Source organism: Pseudomonas sp. NFACC13-1 (genome assembly GCF_900104425.1).
Lineage (GTDB): Bacteria > Pseudomonadota > Gammaproteobacteria > Pseudomonadales > Pseudomonadaceae > Aquipseudomonas > Aquipseudomonas fluorescens_AA.
This window is the reverse complement of the sequence record NZ_FMXV01000004.1, coordinates 1-16,444: the sequence shown is the minus strand read 5'-3', so window position 1 is coordinate 16,444 and position 16,444 is coordinate 1. Positions and strand designations below refer to the sequence as shown.

At 62.8% G+C, this 16,444-nt stretch carries 14 protein-coding genes and 1 riboswitch; of the genes, 8 read left to right on the top strand and 6 right to left on the bottom strand.

Annotation, left to right across the window (positions count from 1 at the left end):
- Positions 1-138: 138 nt before the first annotated feature.
- The 4 genes from BLQ55_RS06810 to BLQ55_RS06795 form a co-directional block, all read right to left on the bottom strand.
- On the bottom strand, positions 139-1,104 hold the full coding sequence (locus tag BLQ55_RS06810) for a hypothetical protein (protein ID WP_014336264.1): 966 nt from the start codon (positions 1,102-1,104) through the stop codon (positions 139-141).
- 34 nt (positions 1,105-1,138) lie between these two features.
- On the bottom strand, positions 1,139-1,951 hold the full coding sequence (locus tag BLQ55_RS06805; protein ID WP_092205301.1) for an aldo/keto reductase: 813 nt from the start codon (positions 1,949-1,951) through the stop codon (positions 1,139-1,141).
- Positions 1,948-3,123 (bottom strand): NAD(P)/FAD-dependent oxidoreductase, encoded by a 1,176-nt coding sequence (locus BLQ55_RS06800; RefSeq protein WP_092253041.1) that lies wholly within the window; start codon positions 3,121-3,123, stop codon positions 1,948-1,950. The genes BLQ55_RS06805 and BLQ55_RS06800 overlap by 4 nt, the downstream gene beginning before the upstream one ends.
- Before the next feature lie 238 nt (positions 3,124-3,361).
- Entirely contained in the window at positions 3,362-3,694 is a 333-nt protein-coding gene (locus tag BLQ55_RS06795) for a DMT family transporter (RefSeq protein ID WP_003197153.1), read from the bottom strand.
- Positions 3,695-3,797: 103 nt separating this feature from the next.
- On the opposite strand from BLQ55_RS06795, the gene BLQ55_RS06790 reads away from it, so the two are divergent.
- Both BLQ55_RS06790 and waaA read left to right on the top strand, forming a co-directional pair.
- Positions 3,798-4,688: a LysR family transcriptional regulator gene (locus BLQ55_RS06790; protein ID WP_092205304.1), complete on the top strand. Its 891-nt coding sequence runs from the start codon at positions 3,798-3,800 to the stop codon at positions 4,686-4,688.
- 22 nt (positions 4,689-4,710) lie between these two features.
- Positions 4,711-5,991 carry a lipid IV(A) 3-deoxy-D-manno-octulosonic acid transferase gene (gene waaA / locus BLQ55_RS06785; protein WP_092253039.1) on the top strand — a complete coding sequence of 427 codons (1,281 nt, stop codon included), beginning with the start codon at positions 4,711-4,713 and terminating at the stop codon, positions 5,989-5,991.
- A 105-nt stretch (positions 5,992-6,096) separates the two neighbouring features.
- On the opposite strand, the gene BLQ55_RS06780 is transcribed toward waaA, so the two are convergent.
- On the bottom strand, positions 6,097-7,536 hold the full coding sequence (locus tag BLQ55_RS06780; protein ID WP_092253037.1) for a TolC family outer membrane protein: 1,440 nt from the start codon (positions 7,534-7,536) through the stop codon (positions 6,097-6,099).
- A 154-nt stretch (positions 7,537-7,690) separates the two neighbouring features.
- Positions 7,691-7,796: riboswitch (TPP riboswitch) on the top strand.
- Between the two features lie 160 nt (positions 7,797-7,956).
- Between BLQ55_RS06780 and thiC the strand changes: the two genes are divergently transcribed.
- The gene (thiC, locus tag BLQ55_RS06775) at positions 7,957-9,846 is read left to right on the top strand and encodes a phosphomethylpyrimidine synthase ThiC (protein ID WP_092253035.1); all 1,890 of its coding nucleotides are present in this window, start codon (positions 7,957-7,959) and stop codon (positions 9,844-9,846) included.
- 170 nt (positions 9,847-10,016) lie between these two features.
- Positions 10,017-11,309 carry a putative hydroxymethylpyrimidine transporter CytX gene (cytX, locus tag BLQ55_RS06770; RefSeq protein WP_092253033.1) on the top strand — a complete coding sequence of 431 codons (1,293 nt, stop codon included), beginning with the start codon at positions 10,017-10,019 and terminating at the stop codon, positions 11,307-11,309.
- On the opposite strand, the gene BLQ55_RS06765 is transcribed toward cytX, so the two are convergent.
- A complete protein-coding gene (locus tag BLQ55_RS06765; RefSeq protein ID WP_092253031.1) occupies positions 11,278-12,021 on the bottom strand; it encodes a DUF3298 domain-containing protein in 744 nt (247 codons plus the stop codon). The genes cytX and BLQ55_RS06765 overlap by 32 nt on opposite strands.
- A gap of 214 nt (positions 12,022-12,235) precedes the next feature.
- Here BLQ55_RS06765 and BLQ55_RS06760 point away from each other — a divergent pair, with 214 nt between their 5' ends.
- The 4 genes from BLQ55_RS06760 (at position 12,236) to BLQ55_RS06745 (ending at position 16,063) form a co-directional block, all read left to right on the top strand.
- The gene (locus tag BLQ55_RS06760; RefSeq protein ID WP_092205312.1) at positions 12,236-12,853 is read left to right on the top strand and encodes an NUDIX domain-containing protein; all 618 of its coding nucleotides are present in this window, start codon (positions 12,236-12,238) and stop codon (positions 12,851-12,853) included.
- The gene (locus BLQ55_RS06755; RefSeq protein ID WP_092205313.1) at positions 12,844-13,296 is read left to right on the top strand and encodes a DUF1249 domain-containing protein; all 453 of its coding nucleotides are present in this window, start codon (positions 12,844-12,846) and stop codon (positions 13,294-13,296) included. The genes BLQ55_RS06760 and BLQ55_RS06755 overlap by 10 nt, the downstream gene beginning before the upstream one ends.
- Positions 13,297-13,395: 99 nt before the next feature.
- Positions 13,396-14,211: a 3',5'-cyclic-AMP phosphodiesterase gene (gene cpdA / locus BLQ55_RS06750; RefSeq protein ID WP_092253342.1), complete on the top strand. Its 816-nt coding sequence runs from the start codon at positions 13,396-13,398 to the stop codon at positions 14,209-14,211.
- A 1,522-nt stretch (positions 14,212-15,733) separates the two neighbouring features.
- Positions 15,734-16,063: a DUF6124 family protein gene (locus tag BLQ55_RS06745; RefSeq protein WP_092205611.1), complete on the top strand. Its 330-nt coding sequence runs from the start codon at positions 15,734-15,736 to the stop codon at positions 16,061-16,063.
- The last annotated feature ends 381 nt before the right edge of the window (positions 16,064-16,444 follow it).

The following is a 16,444-nucleotide window of genomic DNA, read 5'->3' as shown; positions in this document are numbered from 1 at the left end:
CAAAGCGCAGCACCTGTGGGAGCGAGCTTGCTCGCGATAGCGGTATATCAGCCTAATCGAGGCTGAACGATCCAACGCAATCGCGAGCGAGCTCGCTCCCACAGGGCCCATTGTCCAGCCAGGAAGTGGGCATCAGGCCTAACGAGCCACCTTGCGCGGCACGATCTTCTTGAGCAACTGCCGGGCCTTGCCCTTGAGCCGGGTCAGGCCCGACTCCTTGCCCGGTGGCGTCAGCCCTTGCTGGCGCAGCCAGTCCTTCCAGCGAATCCGCTCGTCACGCACCAGCCAGCCGTCCTGCCGGGCGAAACTTTCCGCCAGGTACAGTCCCCGGGTGCTGGCCGGGTACAGCTGATCCTTTTTCAAGGTGTACAGCTCGGGCAAGGGTTGCCCATCCTGCAGCGGCATCAGGTACAGGTCCGGTCGCTTGCGGTCCAGGCGTGCCACCAACTGGTCGCCTTCCAGACGCTCATCGACGTGAAACAGGCTCAGGGACTTGGCTTCCTTGGGCACGTCCAGGCGCAAGTCATAGATCAATTGCAGCGATGCCGTCGGCAGATGCACGTAGGCCCGTGGCCGTTCGATCAGTTGCAGGTTGGCGCTGCGCACCGGGCGGGCCGAGCCCGACAGGGGCGTCAGGCGAAACGGCAAGGCCTCGCGGTAGTGCAAGGCCGTGGCGTAGGGGGCTGGCAGCCAGGTGTCGTTGAAGCGCCCGCCCAGCCAGCCTTCAGGGGTTTCCAGCAGGCATTCTTCGGCGATCTCGCTGATGGCGGTGAGCAGCGGCAGGTTCAGTTCGTGGGCCGGGACGTAGCCGGAAATCAGCTTGAGCACCACGTCGCCACGATCCTGCCGGCGCTGGCGCACCAGCACCCAATAGTCGCGGTTCTGCCAATGCAGGGTCAGGCGCACCGAGACGCCCAGGTTCGCCAGCTCCAGGGAAAAACGCTCGGCATCGGCCACTGCGACAGGGCGGCGGCGCTGCAAGGTCTGGGCAAAATTCAGCGGCATCCCGACACTCTGGTAAGTCAGGCCTTCGGGGGTCGCTTCGACGAACAGGGGCAGGGTCTTGAAGTTGCTGGGGTTCTTTCTGATGAGCGTACGCGGCATGTCGGCTCCTTCCTTCAGGCCGCGTAGGGCGGCGTCAGCGTTTACGCAGAACCGTGGCTACGGTCGCGACGTTATGGGCGAGGTGCAGCGGATTGATGGTGCCGACAATAGCACTGGCGACTCCAGGATGCTCAAACAACAGTTCGAAACTGGCACGAACCGGGTCTACCCCGGGGCTCAGGCAGGCGTGGCCGCTGGCCAGGGCCTTTTTCACCAGGATCGCTTTGCCGTGCTCGTTGGCGTAGTCAATGACCGCCTTTTCGTTTCGTTCGTTCAGATTGTAGGTGACCATGGCGCAATCGCCTTGCTCCAAGGCCTTCAAGCCGCCCTCGACGGTCTTGCCGGAAAAGCCGAAGCCACCGATCTTGCCTTCGCGCTTGAGCGCCGCCAGGGTCGGGTAGACCTCGCTGTCGTTGAGGATCGCCAGGTCGTTGCCGTCGGAATGCACCAGGACCAGGTCGATGTAGTCGGTTTCCAGGCGCTTGAGGCTGCGTTCCACCGAGAGTCGGGTATGGGCGGCACTGAAGTCGTGGCGTGACTGGCCGTCACTGAATTCTTCGCCGACCTTGCTGACAATCACCCAGTCGTGACGTTGGCCGCGCAGCAGCGGGCCGAGGCGTTCTTCGCTACGACCATAGGCCGGCGCAGTGTCGATCAGGTTGATACCCAGGTCGCGCGCGAGCTTGAGCAACATGCGCGCTTCGTCGTCATCGGGGATCTGAAAGCCGTTGGGGTATTTGACGCCCTGGTCGCGGCCCAGCTTGACGGTGCCCAGGCCCAAGGGGGAAACCCGCGGGCCGTCATGGCCCAGAGGGCGATAGAGGTCATGCAGGGTCGCCTGGCTCATGGCAGCAGTTGCTCCCAGGCAGGCACGCCCATGGGTGGCTTCGGCAGGTCCGGCAGCGGAGCCGGGTGACTGGGCTGGATGCCATCGCGTTGCAGCGCGTTGACCACCCGATCGGCGAAGTCCGGGGCCAGGGCCAGTTTGGTCGGCCAGCCCACCAACAGGCGATCCTGCTCGGCGAGGAAGGCGTTGTCCGGGCGGGTCAGGCCCGACTGCAACGGTTCGGCGCGGTCAACGCGCAACGTGGCCCATTGCGCGGTGCTGAGGTCGATCCACGGCAGCAATTGGCCCAGTTCTTTCTGCGCGACGGCGATCTGCTCGGCGGGCTCGCGGGCGATGGCATCGCCTTCGGCGAGGTCGCCCCCCAGGTACCAGACCCATTGGCCATTGGCGGCCGGGTGGGTGGTCACGGTGACGCGTGGCTTCGGCCCGCCGCCCAGGCAATGGGCGTACAGCGGCTTGAGGCCCGGCCCCTTGGCCAGGACCATGTGCAACGGCCGGGTCTGCATGGCCGGTTTGTCCAGGCCCAGGGCCTTGAGCAGGTCAGCGGTGCCCGCGCCCGCGCTGAGGACAATGCGCTGGGCCCGAATCTCACGGTCGTCGACCTTCAGTCCGACCCATTCACCCGCTTCGCGCAGTGGCTCGATGTGCTGCCCGGCCAGCAGGCTGTCGCCGGCCAGTTCCGCCAGGCGCTCGATCAGGCTGGGAACATCCACCACCAGCTCGGCGAGGCGATAGACCTTGCCCTTGAAGCGCTTGTCTTGCAGGGCCGGCGGCAATTGGTCGCCCTTGACCTGGTCGACCCGTCCGCGCACGGCCTTGCTGGCAAAGAAACTGGTGAGGTTGCCGGCCAGGGTGCCGGGGGACCAGAGGTAATGGGCATCGGACAGCATGCGCACGCCGGACAGGTCCAGTTCACCGTCACCCTTCAGGGCTTCGCGCCAGCGGCGCGGCATGTCGGCGATGGCTTCCGAGGCCCCGGTCAGGGCGCCATGCAAGGCGTATTTGGCGCCGCCATGGATGATGCCCTGGGATTTGACACTCTGCCCGCCACCGAGGCTGGCGCTTTCCACCAGCACGGTTGAAAACCCCAGGCGGCGCAAGCGCGCGTTCAGCCAGAGGCCGGCGACTCCGGCGCCGACAATCAGGATGTCGGTGGAAATAACGGATGGCATGCAGCGACCTCAGTGTTCAAGACGAGGGCGCAGTATACAGACTCGATGAGATGCGTCTGATCCCCCTGTTCACGGTCAGTCCAACTGTGGCGAGGGGATTTATCCCCGCTGGGCTGCGCAGCAGCCCCAGAACCTGACAGCACGGTATGCCAGTTGCCTTGAAAAAGGGGGCGCTTCGCACCCCAGCGGGGATAAATCCCCTCGCCACAAGGTATTCCAATTAATGATCAGTGTGTTTTCAGTGCCCGGCGGTCTTGGAGAACAGCTGGATCACCACCACCCCCAACACAATCAACGCCATCCCCAGCATCGCTGGCACGTCCAGTTTCTGCCCGTAGATGAACAACGCCGCCACGCTGACCATGACGATGCCCAGCCCGGCCCAGACCGCATAGGCCACCCCCACCGGTACGGTGCGCACCACCAGCGTCAGCATCCAGAACGCAGTGCCGTAGCCGACGATGACTAGCAGCAAGGGCAGGGGTGTGCTCAGGCCTTTGATCGCTTTCATCGAAACAGTGGCGATCACTTCGGCGCAGATGGCGATGGCCAGGTAGTAGTAGGCGTTCATGGGCAGTTCCTCTTTGACGGTTGCGTCTTTCGATGGGGTCATTCTAGAGATCGCCCAAATGCGGTAAAGTCATTACCTATCTGTATTGGAGATAGGTTGAGCCATGAACGTACAGTGGAACCTGGAGCAATTGCGGCTGTTTGTCGGCGTCGCCGAGAAACGTTCGTTTTCCGCCGTGGCCCGGGACCAGCGCAAGGCGCAATCGGCTATCAGCAGTGCGATCGCCATGCTGGAAGACGACTTGGGGGTGAGCCTGTTCGAGCGCAGCAGCGGCCGCCAGCCCAGGCTCACCGACGCGGGTGAAGCCCTGCTCGAAGAAGCCAGGGAAGTGCTGCGCCAGTGCGAGCGCCTCAACGGTCGGGCCCAGGCCTTGATGCGCGGGCAGGAAGCGTCGCTGCGCCTGGCCCAGGATGAAGCCATGCCCTATCAACCGGTCATCGACAGTCTGGCGGCCCTGGCCGAGCAATTTCCCACCCTCGAAGTGCAACTGGCCAGCGCCGCCCAGGGCGACGTGGCGCGCAAACTGGTGGAGCGGCGCGCCGACCTCGGCTTGCTGTTCTATCACGACCAGATCCCTGAGGCGCTGGAGCGCCGGGTACTGGGCAGCGTCGAAATGGTCACGGTGTGCCGCCGGGGACATCCCCTGGCGAACCATGCTTATGTGACCTGCCGGGAAATGGCCCGGCACCGCCAGTTGTTGATGGCGACCCAGTCCAGCGTCTATCCCGGCAGCGAGCAGGCCAGCCCGCAGGTCTGGCGGGCCGACAGTTTCTATGTGTTGGCCGAATGGCTGAGGAGTGGCCTGGGCTGGGCCTGGCTGCCGCGGCATGTGGTGCAATACCCGGCGTACCTGGGTGACATGGTCGAACTCAGCAGCGAATGGACTCCGCCGGCCCTGGTGGTGGAACTGGTCTGGCGCCGCGACGAACCCCTGGGGCCGGCGGCCCGTTGGCTGGCGGAACGTTTTGCCGTGCAGTTGCAGGCGATTGGCTGAAAAACCGATAAACTCCGCCGCCATGAACAGAACTCTCTATAGCGCGTTGTTTTATCTGGGGCTGCCACTGGTAGCGATTCGGCTGTGGTTGCGGGCCCGCAAGGCGCCAGCGTATGCCCGGCGCATCGGCGAGCGGTTCTCCTGGGGGCTGCCGACCCTGGTGCCGGGGGGAATCTGGGTCCATTCGGTGTCGGTGGGCGAGAGCATTGCCGCCGCGCCGATGATCCGCGCCTTGCTGCAACGTTATCCACAGTTGCCCATCACCGTCACCTGCATGACGCCCACCGGGTCGGAACGGATCCAGGCGATGTTCGCCAACGAGCCGCGCATCCAGCACTGTTACCTGCCTTACGACTTGCCCTGTGCCGCCAAGCGCTTTCTCGACCGGGTTCGCCCGGTCCTGGCGGTGATCATGGAAACCGAGCTGTGGCCCAATCACATTCACCAATGCGCCAGGCGCGGCATTCCGGTGGCCCTGGCCAACGCGCGGTTGTCGGAGCGCTCGGCCCGGGGTTATGCACGCTTTCCCAAGCTCACCCGGCCCATGCTCGCCGAGATGAGCCTGTTCGCCGTACAGACCGAAGCCGAAGCCGAGCGTTTTCGCCAGTTGGGCGCCCGGGCGGCAACCGTCGAGGTCACCGGCTCCATCAAGTTCGACCTGACCATCGACCCGCAACTGCTCGAAGACGCCAGCGCCTTGCGCGGCCAGTGGCAGGCAACCGAGCGCCCGGTGTGGATCGCCGCCAGCACCCATGAAGGTGAAGACGAAGTGGTACTGGCGGCTCACCGTCGGCTGCTCGACAGTTATCCCGATGCGTTGCTGATCCTGGTGCCGCGTCATCCCGAGCGCTTCGACTCGGTGCACCGGTTGTGTGAAAACGAAGGCCTGGTCACCGTGCGGCGCTCCAGCGGCCAGCCGGTTACCGCCCAGGCTTCGGTGCTGCTCGGCGACACCATGGGCGAACTGCTGTTTTTCTACGCATTGGCCGACAGCGCGTTTGTCGGTGGCAGCCTGGTGCCCAACGGTGGGCACAACCTGCTCGAACCGGCAGCCCTGGCGAAACCGGTGCTCAGTGGGCCGCACCTGTTCAACTTCCTCGAAATCGCCGCGCAACTGCGTGCTGCCGGAGCGCTGGTGGAAGTGGACGATGCCGAAAGCTTGGCCCTGGCGGTGCAGCGTCTGCTCGAACTGCCTCGCGACGCCCAGCGCATGGCCGAGGCAGGGCTGAAGGTGATGCGCACCAACCAGGGCGCGTTGCAGCGGTTGCTGGAGGGGTTGGGGCGGTTGCTCGCAGGGCGGTAATCGCTGGCCTGGCCCGTAGGAGCTGCCGAAGGCTGCGATCTTTTGATCTTCGCTTGAGATTCAAGTGTCTGGAAAAGATCGCAGCCTCGTTGCACTCGACAGCTCCTACTGCGCCGGCCGCGAGCGCAACTGTTGTGCCGCTGCCTGGGCCAGGTCCGGCGGCAGGAAGTCGCGGTCGGGGTTGTAGTCGGGCTTGAGGTAGCGCGACAGGTCCTGCAGGTCTGCCGGGCTCAACGTCCCGGCGGCTTGCTTCAGACGCAGGTTGTCGAGGATGTAGTCGTAGCGGGCGTTGTTGTAGTTGCGCACCGAGGTGTACAGCTGGCGCTGGGCATCGAGCACGTCGACGATGTTGCGGGTGCCCACCTGGTAGCCGATTTCCGTGGCTTCCACCGCGCTCTGGTTGGAGATGATCGACTGGCGCCGGGCCTGGACCTGCTCCACGTCCGTGTTGACCGCACGGTGCAGGTTACGGGTGTTTTCCACCACCTGCCGACGCAGGCCTTCGCGCTGCTGTTCGGTCTGGGTGAGCTGCGAGTAGGACTCGCGCACTTGGGAACTGGTCAGCCCACCGCTGAAAATCGGTATGTTCAATTGCAGGGCCAGCGTGCGTTGCTCTACGTCGCCGCTGTAGGCGCGACCGAATGCGTTCGGGTTGCTGAAGCCCAGGGCGTCGTTGTCACCTTTTTCATATCTCGCCACGGCGTCCAAGGTCGGCGCATGCCCGGCCTTGCGCTGGCGCAAAGTGTCTTCGGCGGCATCGACCGCGTAGTTGCTGGCCAGCAGGTTGAGGTTCTGCTTGGCCGCGGTATCGACCCAGGCCTTGGCGTCGTTCGGCGTCGGCGGCAGGATCGGCAAGGTGTGGACGATGCCCTGGAGCGAGTTGTACTGGCGGTTGGTCAGGGTGATCAGCGCTTCGAACGCGTCCTCGACCTGGCGCTGGGCGAGGATCCGGTTGGCGCGTGCGGTGTCGTAGCTGGCCTGGGACTGCAGCACGTCGGTCTTGTCCGACAGGCCGACGTCGAAGCGTTCGTTGGACTGGTCGAGCTGGCGCTTGAACGCGGCTTCCTCGGCCTTGGTCGAAGCGAGGTTGTCCTGGCTGCGCAGCACGTTGAAGTAGCTCTCGGCGCTTTGCAGGATCATGTTCTGCTCGGTGGCCGACAGTTGCAGTGCAGCCTGTTCATTCACCGACTTGGCGGCCTGGAACTGGAACCAGCGATCGGCACGGAACAAGGGTTGGGATAACGTGGCCTGGTAGGAGCGGGCGCTGCGGTTGGCGACCGCGGCAGGCTGGTCGATATCGGTGCGTACATTAGCGACTTCCGCACCACCGGACAGGTTCGGCAGCAACCCGGCACGGGCCTGGGGCACCACCTCCTTCTGGGCACCGTATTGGGCGCGGGCGGCCGCCAGGTCGGCGTTATTGTCCACCGCTTCCTGATAGACGCTCACCAGATCGGTTTTGGTGGTCAGGGGCGCTTCGGCAGCCCAGGCCATTCCGTTGGACGCACAAGACACGGCGAGGGCCAGTGAAAGTTTGCGCAGCATGAGGCGATCCCTACTTCTCGAATGTTTGCGCACAAGAGGCGCGGCGTAGCGAGTGTAGTTGCGCCCGCGCACGGCAACAATCCTGTATATGCGCCATTCATCACGGCTTTTGCCCGGGTGATGGCGTTCTGTGGTGGTTGTGTCTAGACTGGCCGGGTTCTTGTCGGGGTGCCTTGCTATGAGGCTGAGATCGAATAATTTCGGATCCCGTTGAACCTGATCAGGTTAACGCCTGCGTAGGGAACAAGATTTCTCGTCACCCGGCGAGTCCTCTTGTGCTTCGTCCGGGATGTCGTTCGACCATTGAACGCACTCGAGCAGCAAGCACAGCATCCGCACTTTCGTGCTGGGTGCGTCCATTCGCTACAGGTTCGCTCCGACAAAAATCCACTGCCTGGATGTGTGTCTGGAGAGCCCGTGATGACGATAAAAGCAAAAAGCGCGACCAACCTCAGTGATTCGGCCAAGGTCGATGAGCAATCGGTCCAGCCCTTTACCCGCTCGCAAAAAATCTATGTCCAGGGCAGCCGCCCGGATATTCGTGTGCCCATGCGTGAAATCAGCCTCGACGTGACGCCCACCGACTTCGGCGGCGAAATCAACGCGCCGGTTGTGGTGTACGACACGTCGGGCCCGTACACCGACCCGAACGTGACCATCGACGTGCGCAAAGGCCTGGCCGACGTGCGTTCTTCGTGGATCGAAGCCCGTGGCGACACCGAACGCCTGGCGGGCCTGAGTTCCAACTTCGGCCAGGAACGCCTGGCCGACCCCGAGCTGACCAAGCTGCGCTTCGTCCACGTGAACAACCCGCGTCGGGCCAAGCCCGGCGCCAACGTCAGCCAGATGCACTACGCGCGCAAAGGCATCATCACCGCCGAGATGGAATACGTCGCCATCCGCGAAAACATGAAGCTGGAAGTGGCCCGCGCCGCCGGCCTGCTGGACCAGCAACACGCCGGCCACAGCTTCGGCGCCAGCGTGCCGAAAGTCATCACCCCGGAATTCGTGCGCGATGAAATCGCCCGTGGCCGCGCGATCATCCCGGCCAACATCAACCACACCGAACTGGAACCGATGATCATCGGCCGTAACTTCCTGGTGAAGATCAACGGCAACATCGGCAACAGCGCGCTGGGTTCGTCCATCGAAGAAGAAGTGGCGAAGCTGACCTGGGGCATCCGCTGGGGTTCGGACACGGTCATGGACTTGTCCACCGGCAAGCACATCCATGAAACCCGCGAGTGGATCATCCGCAACTCGCCGGTGCCGATCGGGACCGTGCCGATCTACCAGGCCCTGGAAAAAGTCGGCGGCGTGGCCGAAGACCTGACCTGGGAGCTGTTCCGCGACACGCTGATCGAGCAGGCCGAGCAGGGCGTCGACTACTTCACCATCCACGCCGGCGTGTTGCTGCGCTATGTGCCGATGACTGCCAAGCGTGTCACCGGGATCGTCAGCCGTGGCGGTTCGATCATGGCCAAGTGGTGCCTGGCGCACCATAAAGAAAACTTCCTCTACACCCACTTCGAAGACATCTGCGAAATCATGAAGGCCTACGACGTCAGCTTCTCGCTGGGCGATGGCCTGCGTCCGGGCTCGATTGCCGACGCCAACGACGAAGCGCAGTTCGGTGAGCTGGAAACCCTCGGCGAGCTGACCAAGATCGCCTGGAAGCACGACGTGCAATGCATGATCGAAGGCCCTGGCCACGTGCCGATGCAGTTGATCAAGGAGAACATGGACAAGCAGCTCGAGTGCTGCGACGAAGCGCCGTTCTACACCCTCGGCCCACTGACCACCGACATCGCGCCGGGTTACGACCACATCACTTCCGGCATCGGTGCGGCGATGATCGGCTGGTTCGGTTGTGCCATGCTCTGCTACGTCACGCCGAAGGAACACCTCGGCTTGCCGAACAAGGATGACGTGAAGACCGGGATCATCACCTACAAGATCGCCGCCCACGCGGCCGACCTCGCCAAGGGCCACCCGGGCGCGCAGATCCGCGACAACGCCTTGAGCAAGGCGCGTTTCGAGTTCCGTTGGGAAGACCAGTTCAACCTCGGCCTGGACCCGGACACTGCCCGTTCGTACCACGACGAAACCCTGCCGAAGGACTCGGCCAAGGTGGCGCATTTCTGCTCGATGTGCGGGCCGAAGTTCTGCTCGATGAAAATCACCCAGGAAGTGCGCGAATACGCCGCCAACCAGCGCATTGAAACGGTGGATGTCGATGTCGCCCAAGGCTTGGCGGAGCAGGCGGAGCGGTTCAAGCAGGAAGGTAGTCAGCTTTACAAGAAAGTGTGATGTGAGCTGAGGTCGGCGGTGTTTTCACCGCCGCCATCGCGAGCAGGCTCGCTCCCACAAGGGATCTCGGTCGTTCACAAATCTTGTGTTCGCCGCAAGTCCCCTGTGGGAGCGAGCCTGCTCGCGAAAGCGGTCGATAGAACAACAATATCCCTCTGAGATAACAACCCTTGAACATCCAACCCAGCACCTACTCCCCTGACGCCGCGGTCCCCCTGGACAAACGCGTCTTCGGCGCCCGCGATCTGTTTTCCCTGTGGTTCTCCCTCGGCATCGGTTTGATGGTCTTGCAGGTCGGTGCGTTGCTCGCGCCAGGCCTGGGCCTGAGCGGTTCGTTGCTGGCGATTTTCCTCGGCACGCTGGTGGGCGTCCTGCTGCTGGCGGCGGTCGGGGTGATCGGCAGTGACACTGGTCTGTCGGCCATGGCCGCCCTCAAGCTCAGCCTGGGCGGCAAGGGCGCGAGCGTGCCGGCGGTGTTGAACCTGCTGCAATTGATCGGCTGGGGCTCGTTCGAAATCATCGTCATGCGCGATGCCGCCAGCCTGCTCGGTGCCCGAGCCTTCAGCGAAGGCAGCCTGGGTTCGAACCCGCTGCTGTGGACGCTGTTCTTCGGCGCCCTGGCGACCCTGCTCGCCGTGAGCGGGCCGTTGACCTTCGTGCGCAAGGTCCTGCGCAAATGGGGCATCTGGTTACTGCTGGCGGCCTGCCTCTGGCTGACCTGGAACCTGTTTGCCAAGGCTGACCTGGCGGCGCTGTGGGCCCAGGCGGGCGATGGTTCGATGCCGCTGGCGGTGGGGTTCGACATCGCCATTGCGATGCCGCTGTCGTGGTTGCCGCTGATCGCCGACTACTCACGCTTCGGCCAACGCGCCAGGAACGTCTTCGGCGGCACGGCCGTGGGTTTCTTCATCGGTAATGTCTGGCTGATGAGCCTGGGCGTGGCCTACACCCTGGCCTTCGCGCCGAGCGGTGAAGTCAACGCGTTGCTGCTGGCCCTGGCCGGTGCCGGGCTGGGCATTCCGTTGTTGCTGATTCTGCTGGACGAGTCGGAAAACGCCTTCGCCGACATCCACTCGGCGGCAGTGTCCAGTGGCATGCTGTCGGGGTTGAAGGTCGAGCACCTGGCCTTGGCGATTGGCATCATCTGCACCTTGATCGCCTGCTTCGCACCGTTGGCGCAATACCAGAACTTCCTGCTGCTGATCGGCTCGGTGTTCGCGCCGCTGTTCGGCGTGGTGCTGGTGGACCACTTCATCCTGCGCAAACGCAGCAGCCAAGTGGTGTCAGCCGCGTTGCGCTGGCCGGCCCTGTTGGCCTGGCTGGGTGGGGTGAGCACTTATCACGTGCTGGCCAACCTCTATCCGGATGTCGGTGCAACCCTGCCGTCGCTGATTCTGGCAGGGTTGCTGCAACTGCTGTTGGGTCGGGCTTTCAGCTACGGCCGGGGAACAGCTCGGGCTTGAGGATGCCATTGAGGCGGGGATAGGCGATCTTCAGTTCGATGTGACCCAGGGCGTACGGCGCGATGGTGCTCACTTCGTACTTGAGGATCACCCCGCCGTAGGTCAGCGCCACGTGCGGGGTTTTCTGGAAGGACCACTGTTTCAGGAACTCGGGCTCCTGATCCAGCTTGGTGCTGATCAGCCAACTGTTGTGGGCGACCTGGGCGGCTTTCCAGAAGGCTTCTTCCTGGCCTGGCAGCAGCATGTCCGACAGGGTCAGCACCTTGTGCTGCTGGCGCGAATAGTTGATGAAGCCACGCCCTGGCGTGCCATGGGCACCGCCGGTGTCCAGATAGCTGGACAATTCGATGATCACCAGGCCGTCATGTTGCTCGCGTACCTTGGCCTGCAAATAACTGCTGTTGCGCGGTGCGGCGTTGCGCAAGAACTGTTCGCGATAGGCCGCCAGCGTCGGTGCCGCCGGGGCGTCCGGGGTGCGGGTCATTTGCAGCAGGCGTTTTTCGACGATGCCGTCCAAGGCAGGCTCGGTGGGGAAGTGCAGGGTATCGATGTTCACCAATGGGCAGTCGGCGCTGGCGCAGCCGGGTTGCAGTTGTTCCGAAGCGTCGCGGGTGGTCTCCAGCGGTGCGCGATAGTTGGGTTGGAACAGGCTTTGGCAAGCGCCCAGGGTCAGGGCAATGGCAGCCACGGAGGCGGTTTTGAAAAGCGACATGGGCGTCCTTCATGAAACACGGAAAGGCAAAAAGTTACCCGCTTCGACTGTCGGCAAGGCAATCAGTTCGCCACTAAGCTCATTAGAGTGATTTTCAGCGCAGCCGTCCATCCCGATCACCGGAAAGGGGCTGCATCAAAGGGTACGGGCGCGTTAGGATGGCGCGAAGCCGAGGTTGGAACCTCGTATTGATCCATTGCACACGAGGATTGTCATGACCGACTTCGCCAACGCCACACCGAACACCGTGGACATCGTCAAGCGTGAAACCTGCTTCAAGGGTTTCTATAAGCTCGACCGCCTCGTCTTGCGCCACGAGTTGTTTGCCGGTGGCATGAGCCGTGAGATCAGCCGTGAACTGTTCGTGCGTCATGACGCGGTGTGCGTGCTGCCCTACGACCCGCAGCGCGATGAAGTGGTGTTGATCGAGCAGTTTCGCGTGGGGGCCATTGGCAAGACCACCAACCCCTGGCTGGTGGAACTGGTGGCCGGCCTGATCGACAAGGATGAGCAACCGGAAGAAGTTGCTCATCGCGAAGCGCAGGAGGAAGCTGGGCTTGTCTTCGCTGCGCTTTGGCCGATGACTCGGTATTTTCCATCGCCAGGCGGCAGCAATGAATTCGTACATTTGTTCTTGGGGCGTTGCGACAGCACGGGGGCAGGCGGCCTGCATGGCCTTCTGGAAGAAGCCGAGGACATTCGGGTGAAAGTCTGGGCCTACGAAGATGCCTTGCAAGCCGTGCGCGACGGGCGTATCTGCAACGCAGCCAGCATCATTGCCTTGCAATGGCTGGCCTTGAATCGCGATGAAGTGAGGGGGCTATGGTCCTGAACAAGCTGCGCGACCGCTATCGCGTCGATCTGGTGGGGTTGCAGGCCGCCTGCGAGGCCAACTACGCCCGCCTGATGCGCTTGTTGCCGGACATGCGCAACGACCCGTTGCCGCGCCGCATCGCCGTGACCCACGGCGACCAGATGCTCGGCGTGCTGGCCCTGGAAGTGCTGCAGGCCTGTCCCTACACCACCACCTTGCAGGTGCGCCAGGAACACAGCTTGCCCTGGTTGCCGGTGCCACAGCTGGAGGTTCAGGTCTATCACGATGCGCGCATGGCCGAAGTCGTCAGCGCCGAACATGCACGACGCTTTCGTGGCATCTATCCTTATCCCAATGCCTCGATGCACCAGCCGGATGAAAAGGCCCAGTTGAACCTGTTCCTGGGCGAGTGGCTGAGTCATTGCCTGGCGCTGGGCCACGAGTTCGAAGTCGTTCGGTAGTTGTGAACCGGTTCCGGTTCGCGGGTTTCCCCTTTCGATCGTCCCCCAGCATAATTGCGGCTTCATGCAACGGCGTGATTGCGCCTGGGAGAGAGCGATTTGCCGAGCGTATCCAGCTTGACCACTGCCGACGCGGCGTTGTTGGTCCAACTGTCCGATAGCCATTTGTTCGCCGAGGCCGATGCCTCGTTGCTGGGCATGAATACCCGTGACAGTTTGCGGGCGGTCATCGATCTGGTGCTCAAGCAGCAGCCGGACATTGACCTGATGCTCGCCACTGGGGATCTGTCCCAGGACGGCACGCTGGAGTCCTACGCGGCGTTTCGGCAGTTGACTGCCCGAATCGATGCGCCGGCGCGGTGGATCCCCGGTAACCATGACGAGCCGCGGATGATGCTCGAGGCGGCGGTCAAGAGCTCGTTGCTCGATCCGGTGGTGGACGTCGGCAATTGGCGGGTGACGATGCTGGACTCGGCCGTGCCGGGTTCGGTGCCGGGATTTTTGGCCGAGGAGCAGTTGATTCTGTTGGCCAATGCGCTGAGCGAGGCGCCGGAGCGGCATCATCTGGTGTGTCTGCACCATCATCCTGTTTCGATTGGGTGTGCGTGGATGGAGCCGATTGGGTTGCGTAATCCGGAGGCTTTGTTTGCGGTGTTGGATCGGTTTCCACAGGTGCGGGCGGTGCTCTGGGGGCATGTGCACCAGGAGGTCGATCGGGTGCGCGAGGGGGTTCGTTTGTTGGCTTCGCCTTCGACCTGTATTCAGTTTGAGCCGGGGAGCGAGGATTTTGCGGTGGGCTCGCAGGCGCCGGGGTATCGGTGGTTGCGGCTTTGGCCGGATGGGCGGTTGGAGACGGGGGTTGAGCGGGTGGTTGGGTTTGCGTTTACCCCTGACTATGACTCCAACGGGTACTGAGTTCGGCCCAACTGTGGGAGCGAGCTTGCTCGCGATGGCGGTCTGATTGAGTACATATCCATTTCTGCGGTAACGGCTGCTGACGGTTCCGCTCTTACAGCGGGTCACTTTTGGCAAACGCCCCAAAAGTAACCAAAAGGTCTTTGCCCCACCACTCGGCACCTCGCCTAGGCTCGGTGTGCCCTCACTCCGGCATTGCTCCGTGGGCCGCCGCGAAGGGCCATCCATGGCCCAGCGCGGCTATCCCGGCATCCATGCCGGGATGCCCACTCCACAATACCTGCGTTCGGCCAGCGTGGTTAACGGGGCGCCGAAATCAACGTCCACCGCGAGGCGGCCTTATAGCCGGCCTGGCTCTTGCGGGGGGTGTACACCCATCAGACTTGTTTGAGCTGGACCTGTGGGAGCAAAGCTTGCTCGCGAGGCGGCCTGATAGCCGACCTGCTCTTGCAGGTGTACTCAGTCCAATTGTGGGAGCGAGCCTGCTCGCGAAGGCGGCGGTACATTCAGCATAGATGCAAGCAGACCCACCGCCATCGCGAGCAAGCTCGGCTCCCACCGGGATCGGCGGTGGACACTGACCTTATAAACGACCAAAAACCTGTGTGGGAGCGAGCTTGCTCGCGATGGCGGTCTGATTGAGTACATATCCATTGCTGCGGTAACGGCGGCTTATGGTTCCGCTCTTACAGCGGCTCACTTTTGAGAAGCGCAAAAGTAAGCAAAACGCTTTATGCCCCACCACTCGGTGCCTCGCCTAGGCTCGGCATGCCCGAACGAAGGCATTGCTCCGTGGGCCCGCCGCGAAGGGCCATCCATGGCCCAGCGCGGCTATCCCGGCATCCATGCCGGGATGCCCACTCCACAATACCTGCGTTCGGCCAGCGTGGTTAACGGGGCGCCGAAATCAACGTCCACCGCGAGGCGGCCTTATAGCCGGCCTGGCTCTTGCGGGGGGTGTACACCCATCAGACTTGTTTGAGCTGGACCTGTGGGAGCAAAGCTTGCTCGCGAGGCGGCCTGATAGCCGACCTGCTCTTGCAGGTGTACTCAGTCCAATTGTGGGAGCGAGCCTGCTCGCGAAGGCGGCGGTACATTCAGCATAGATGCAAGCAGACCCACCGCTATCGCGAGCAAGCTCGGCTCCCACAGGGATCGGCGATGGCGGTCTGACAGCCGACCAAGCTTTGTGGGAATGGTCGGACACACTTTCTGATTCAAGTAGATTTTTCCGACGAGCCCTGGCGGTTGCCGGGTGGGAAGGGCTGTCGGTAACCTTTTTCCGTCGCTGAAAATTCAGCGGTCGGGCCTGGAAACCCGATAAGTGAGCATGCAACAGCGCGCCACATGAGATACTGCATCGCTTTTTTTGCGTGTGCAGTTCTGCGTTATGGCGGCTGTGCGCGGGAGACTTTCGAGTCTGCCGGGTTTGCTCCTTCCGGTTTTCCAGCCCGCGCATAGCTGCCACCTTCTCGCCTGGAAACGGGAAATGGCGGTTCCACTACACAACAGGAGCTGCATCATGTTCAAAGCCACACCCAATCCCCCCGAAACCGATTCCCAAAAGCACGATGAAGCCGCCAAGCGCGCCCTCGATTATTATCTCGACCCCAAGCCTCAAGCCAAAAAGACACAACCCTCAAGCCAGCTGTTCTTTGTCGCGGAAAGCGCAGACACCGAAACTCTCCTAGCCAACCTCAGCGAAACCCTGGCCTCCGCCAGCGCCATGCTTGGCGACCTAACCTTTGACCTGGAAGGCTCGCGTCGGCATTTCGCCCTGGGGATCCAGCAGATGGTCGAGCTCAGTGAGCTATTGGCGAACCGGGCGTTGGACATCGTCGATCCGCGCTAACACCGAGCGGAAGCAATGTGTGGGGCACTCATCTCCTTGGGTTGCGAAGCACCCCCAAAAACTGCCGGTTGCCACAAACCTAATGTTGGAACGAAAAGGCAAGCTTATAGCCGACCTGTCTCTGGCGGCTGTACTTCTAGCCGGAATCCAACTGTGGGAGCGAGCTTGCTCGCGAAGACAGCGGCACATCCAACGCTCATGCAAGCTGTTCCACCGCCATCGCGAGCAAGCTCGCTCCCACAGGGGAAACGCGATCACCCTAAACCAGGCCGGCTATCAGGCCGCCTCGCGGAGGACGTTGATCTCGGCGCCCCGTTAACCACGCTGGCCGAACGCAGGCATTGCGCAGTGGGCACCTCGGCATGGATGCCGAGGTAGCCG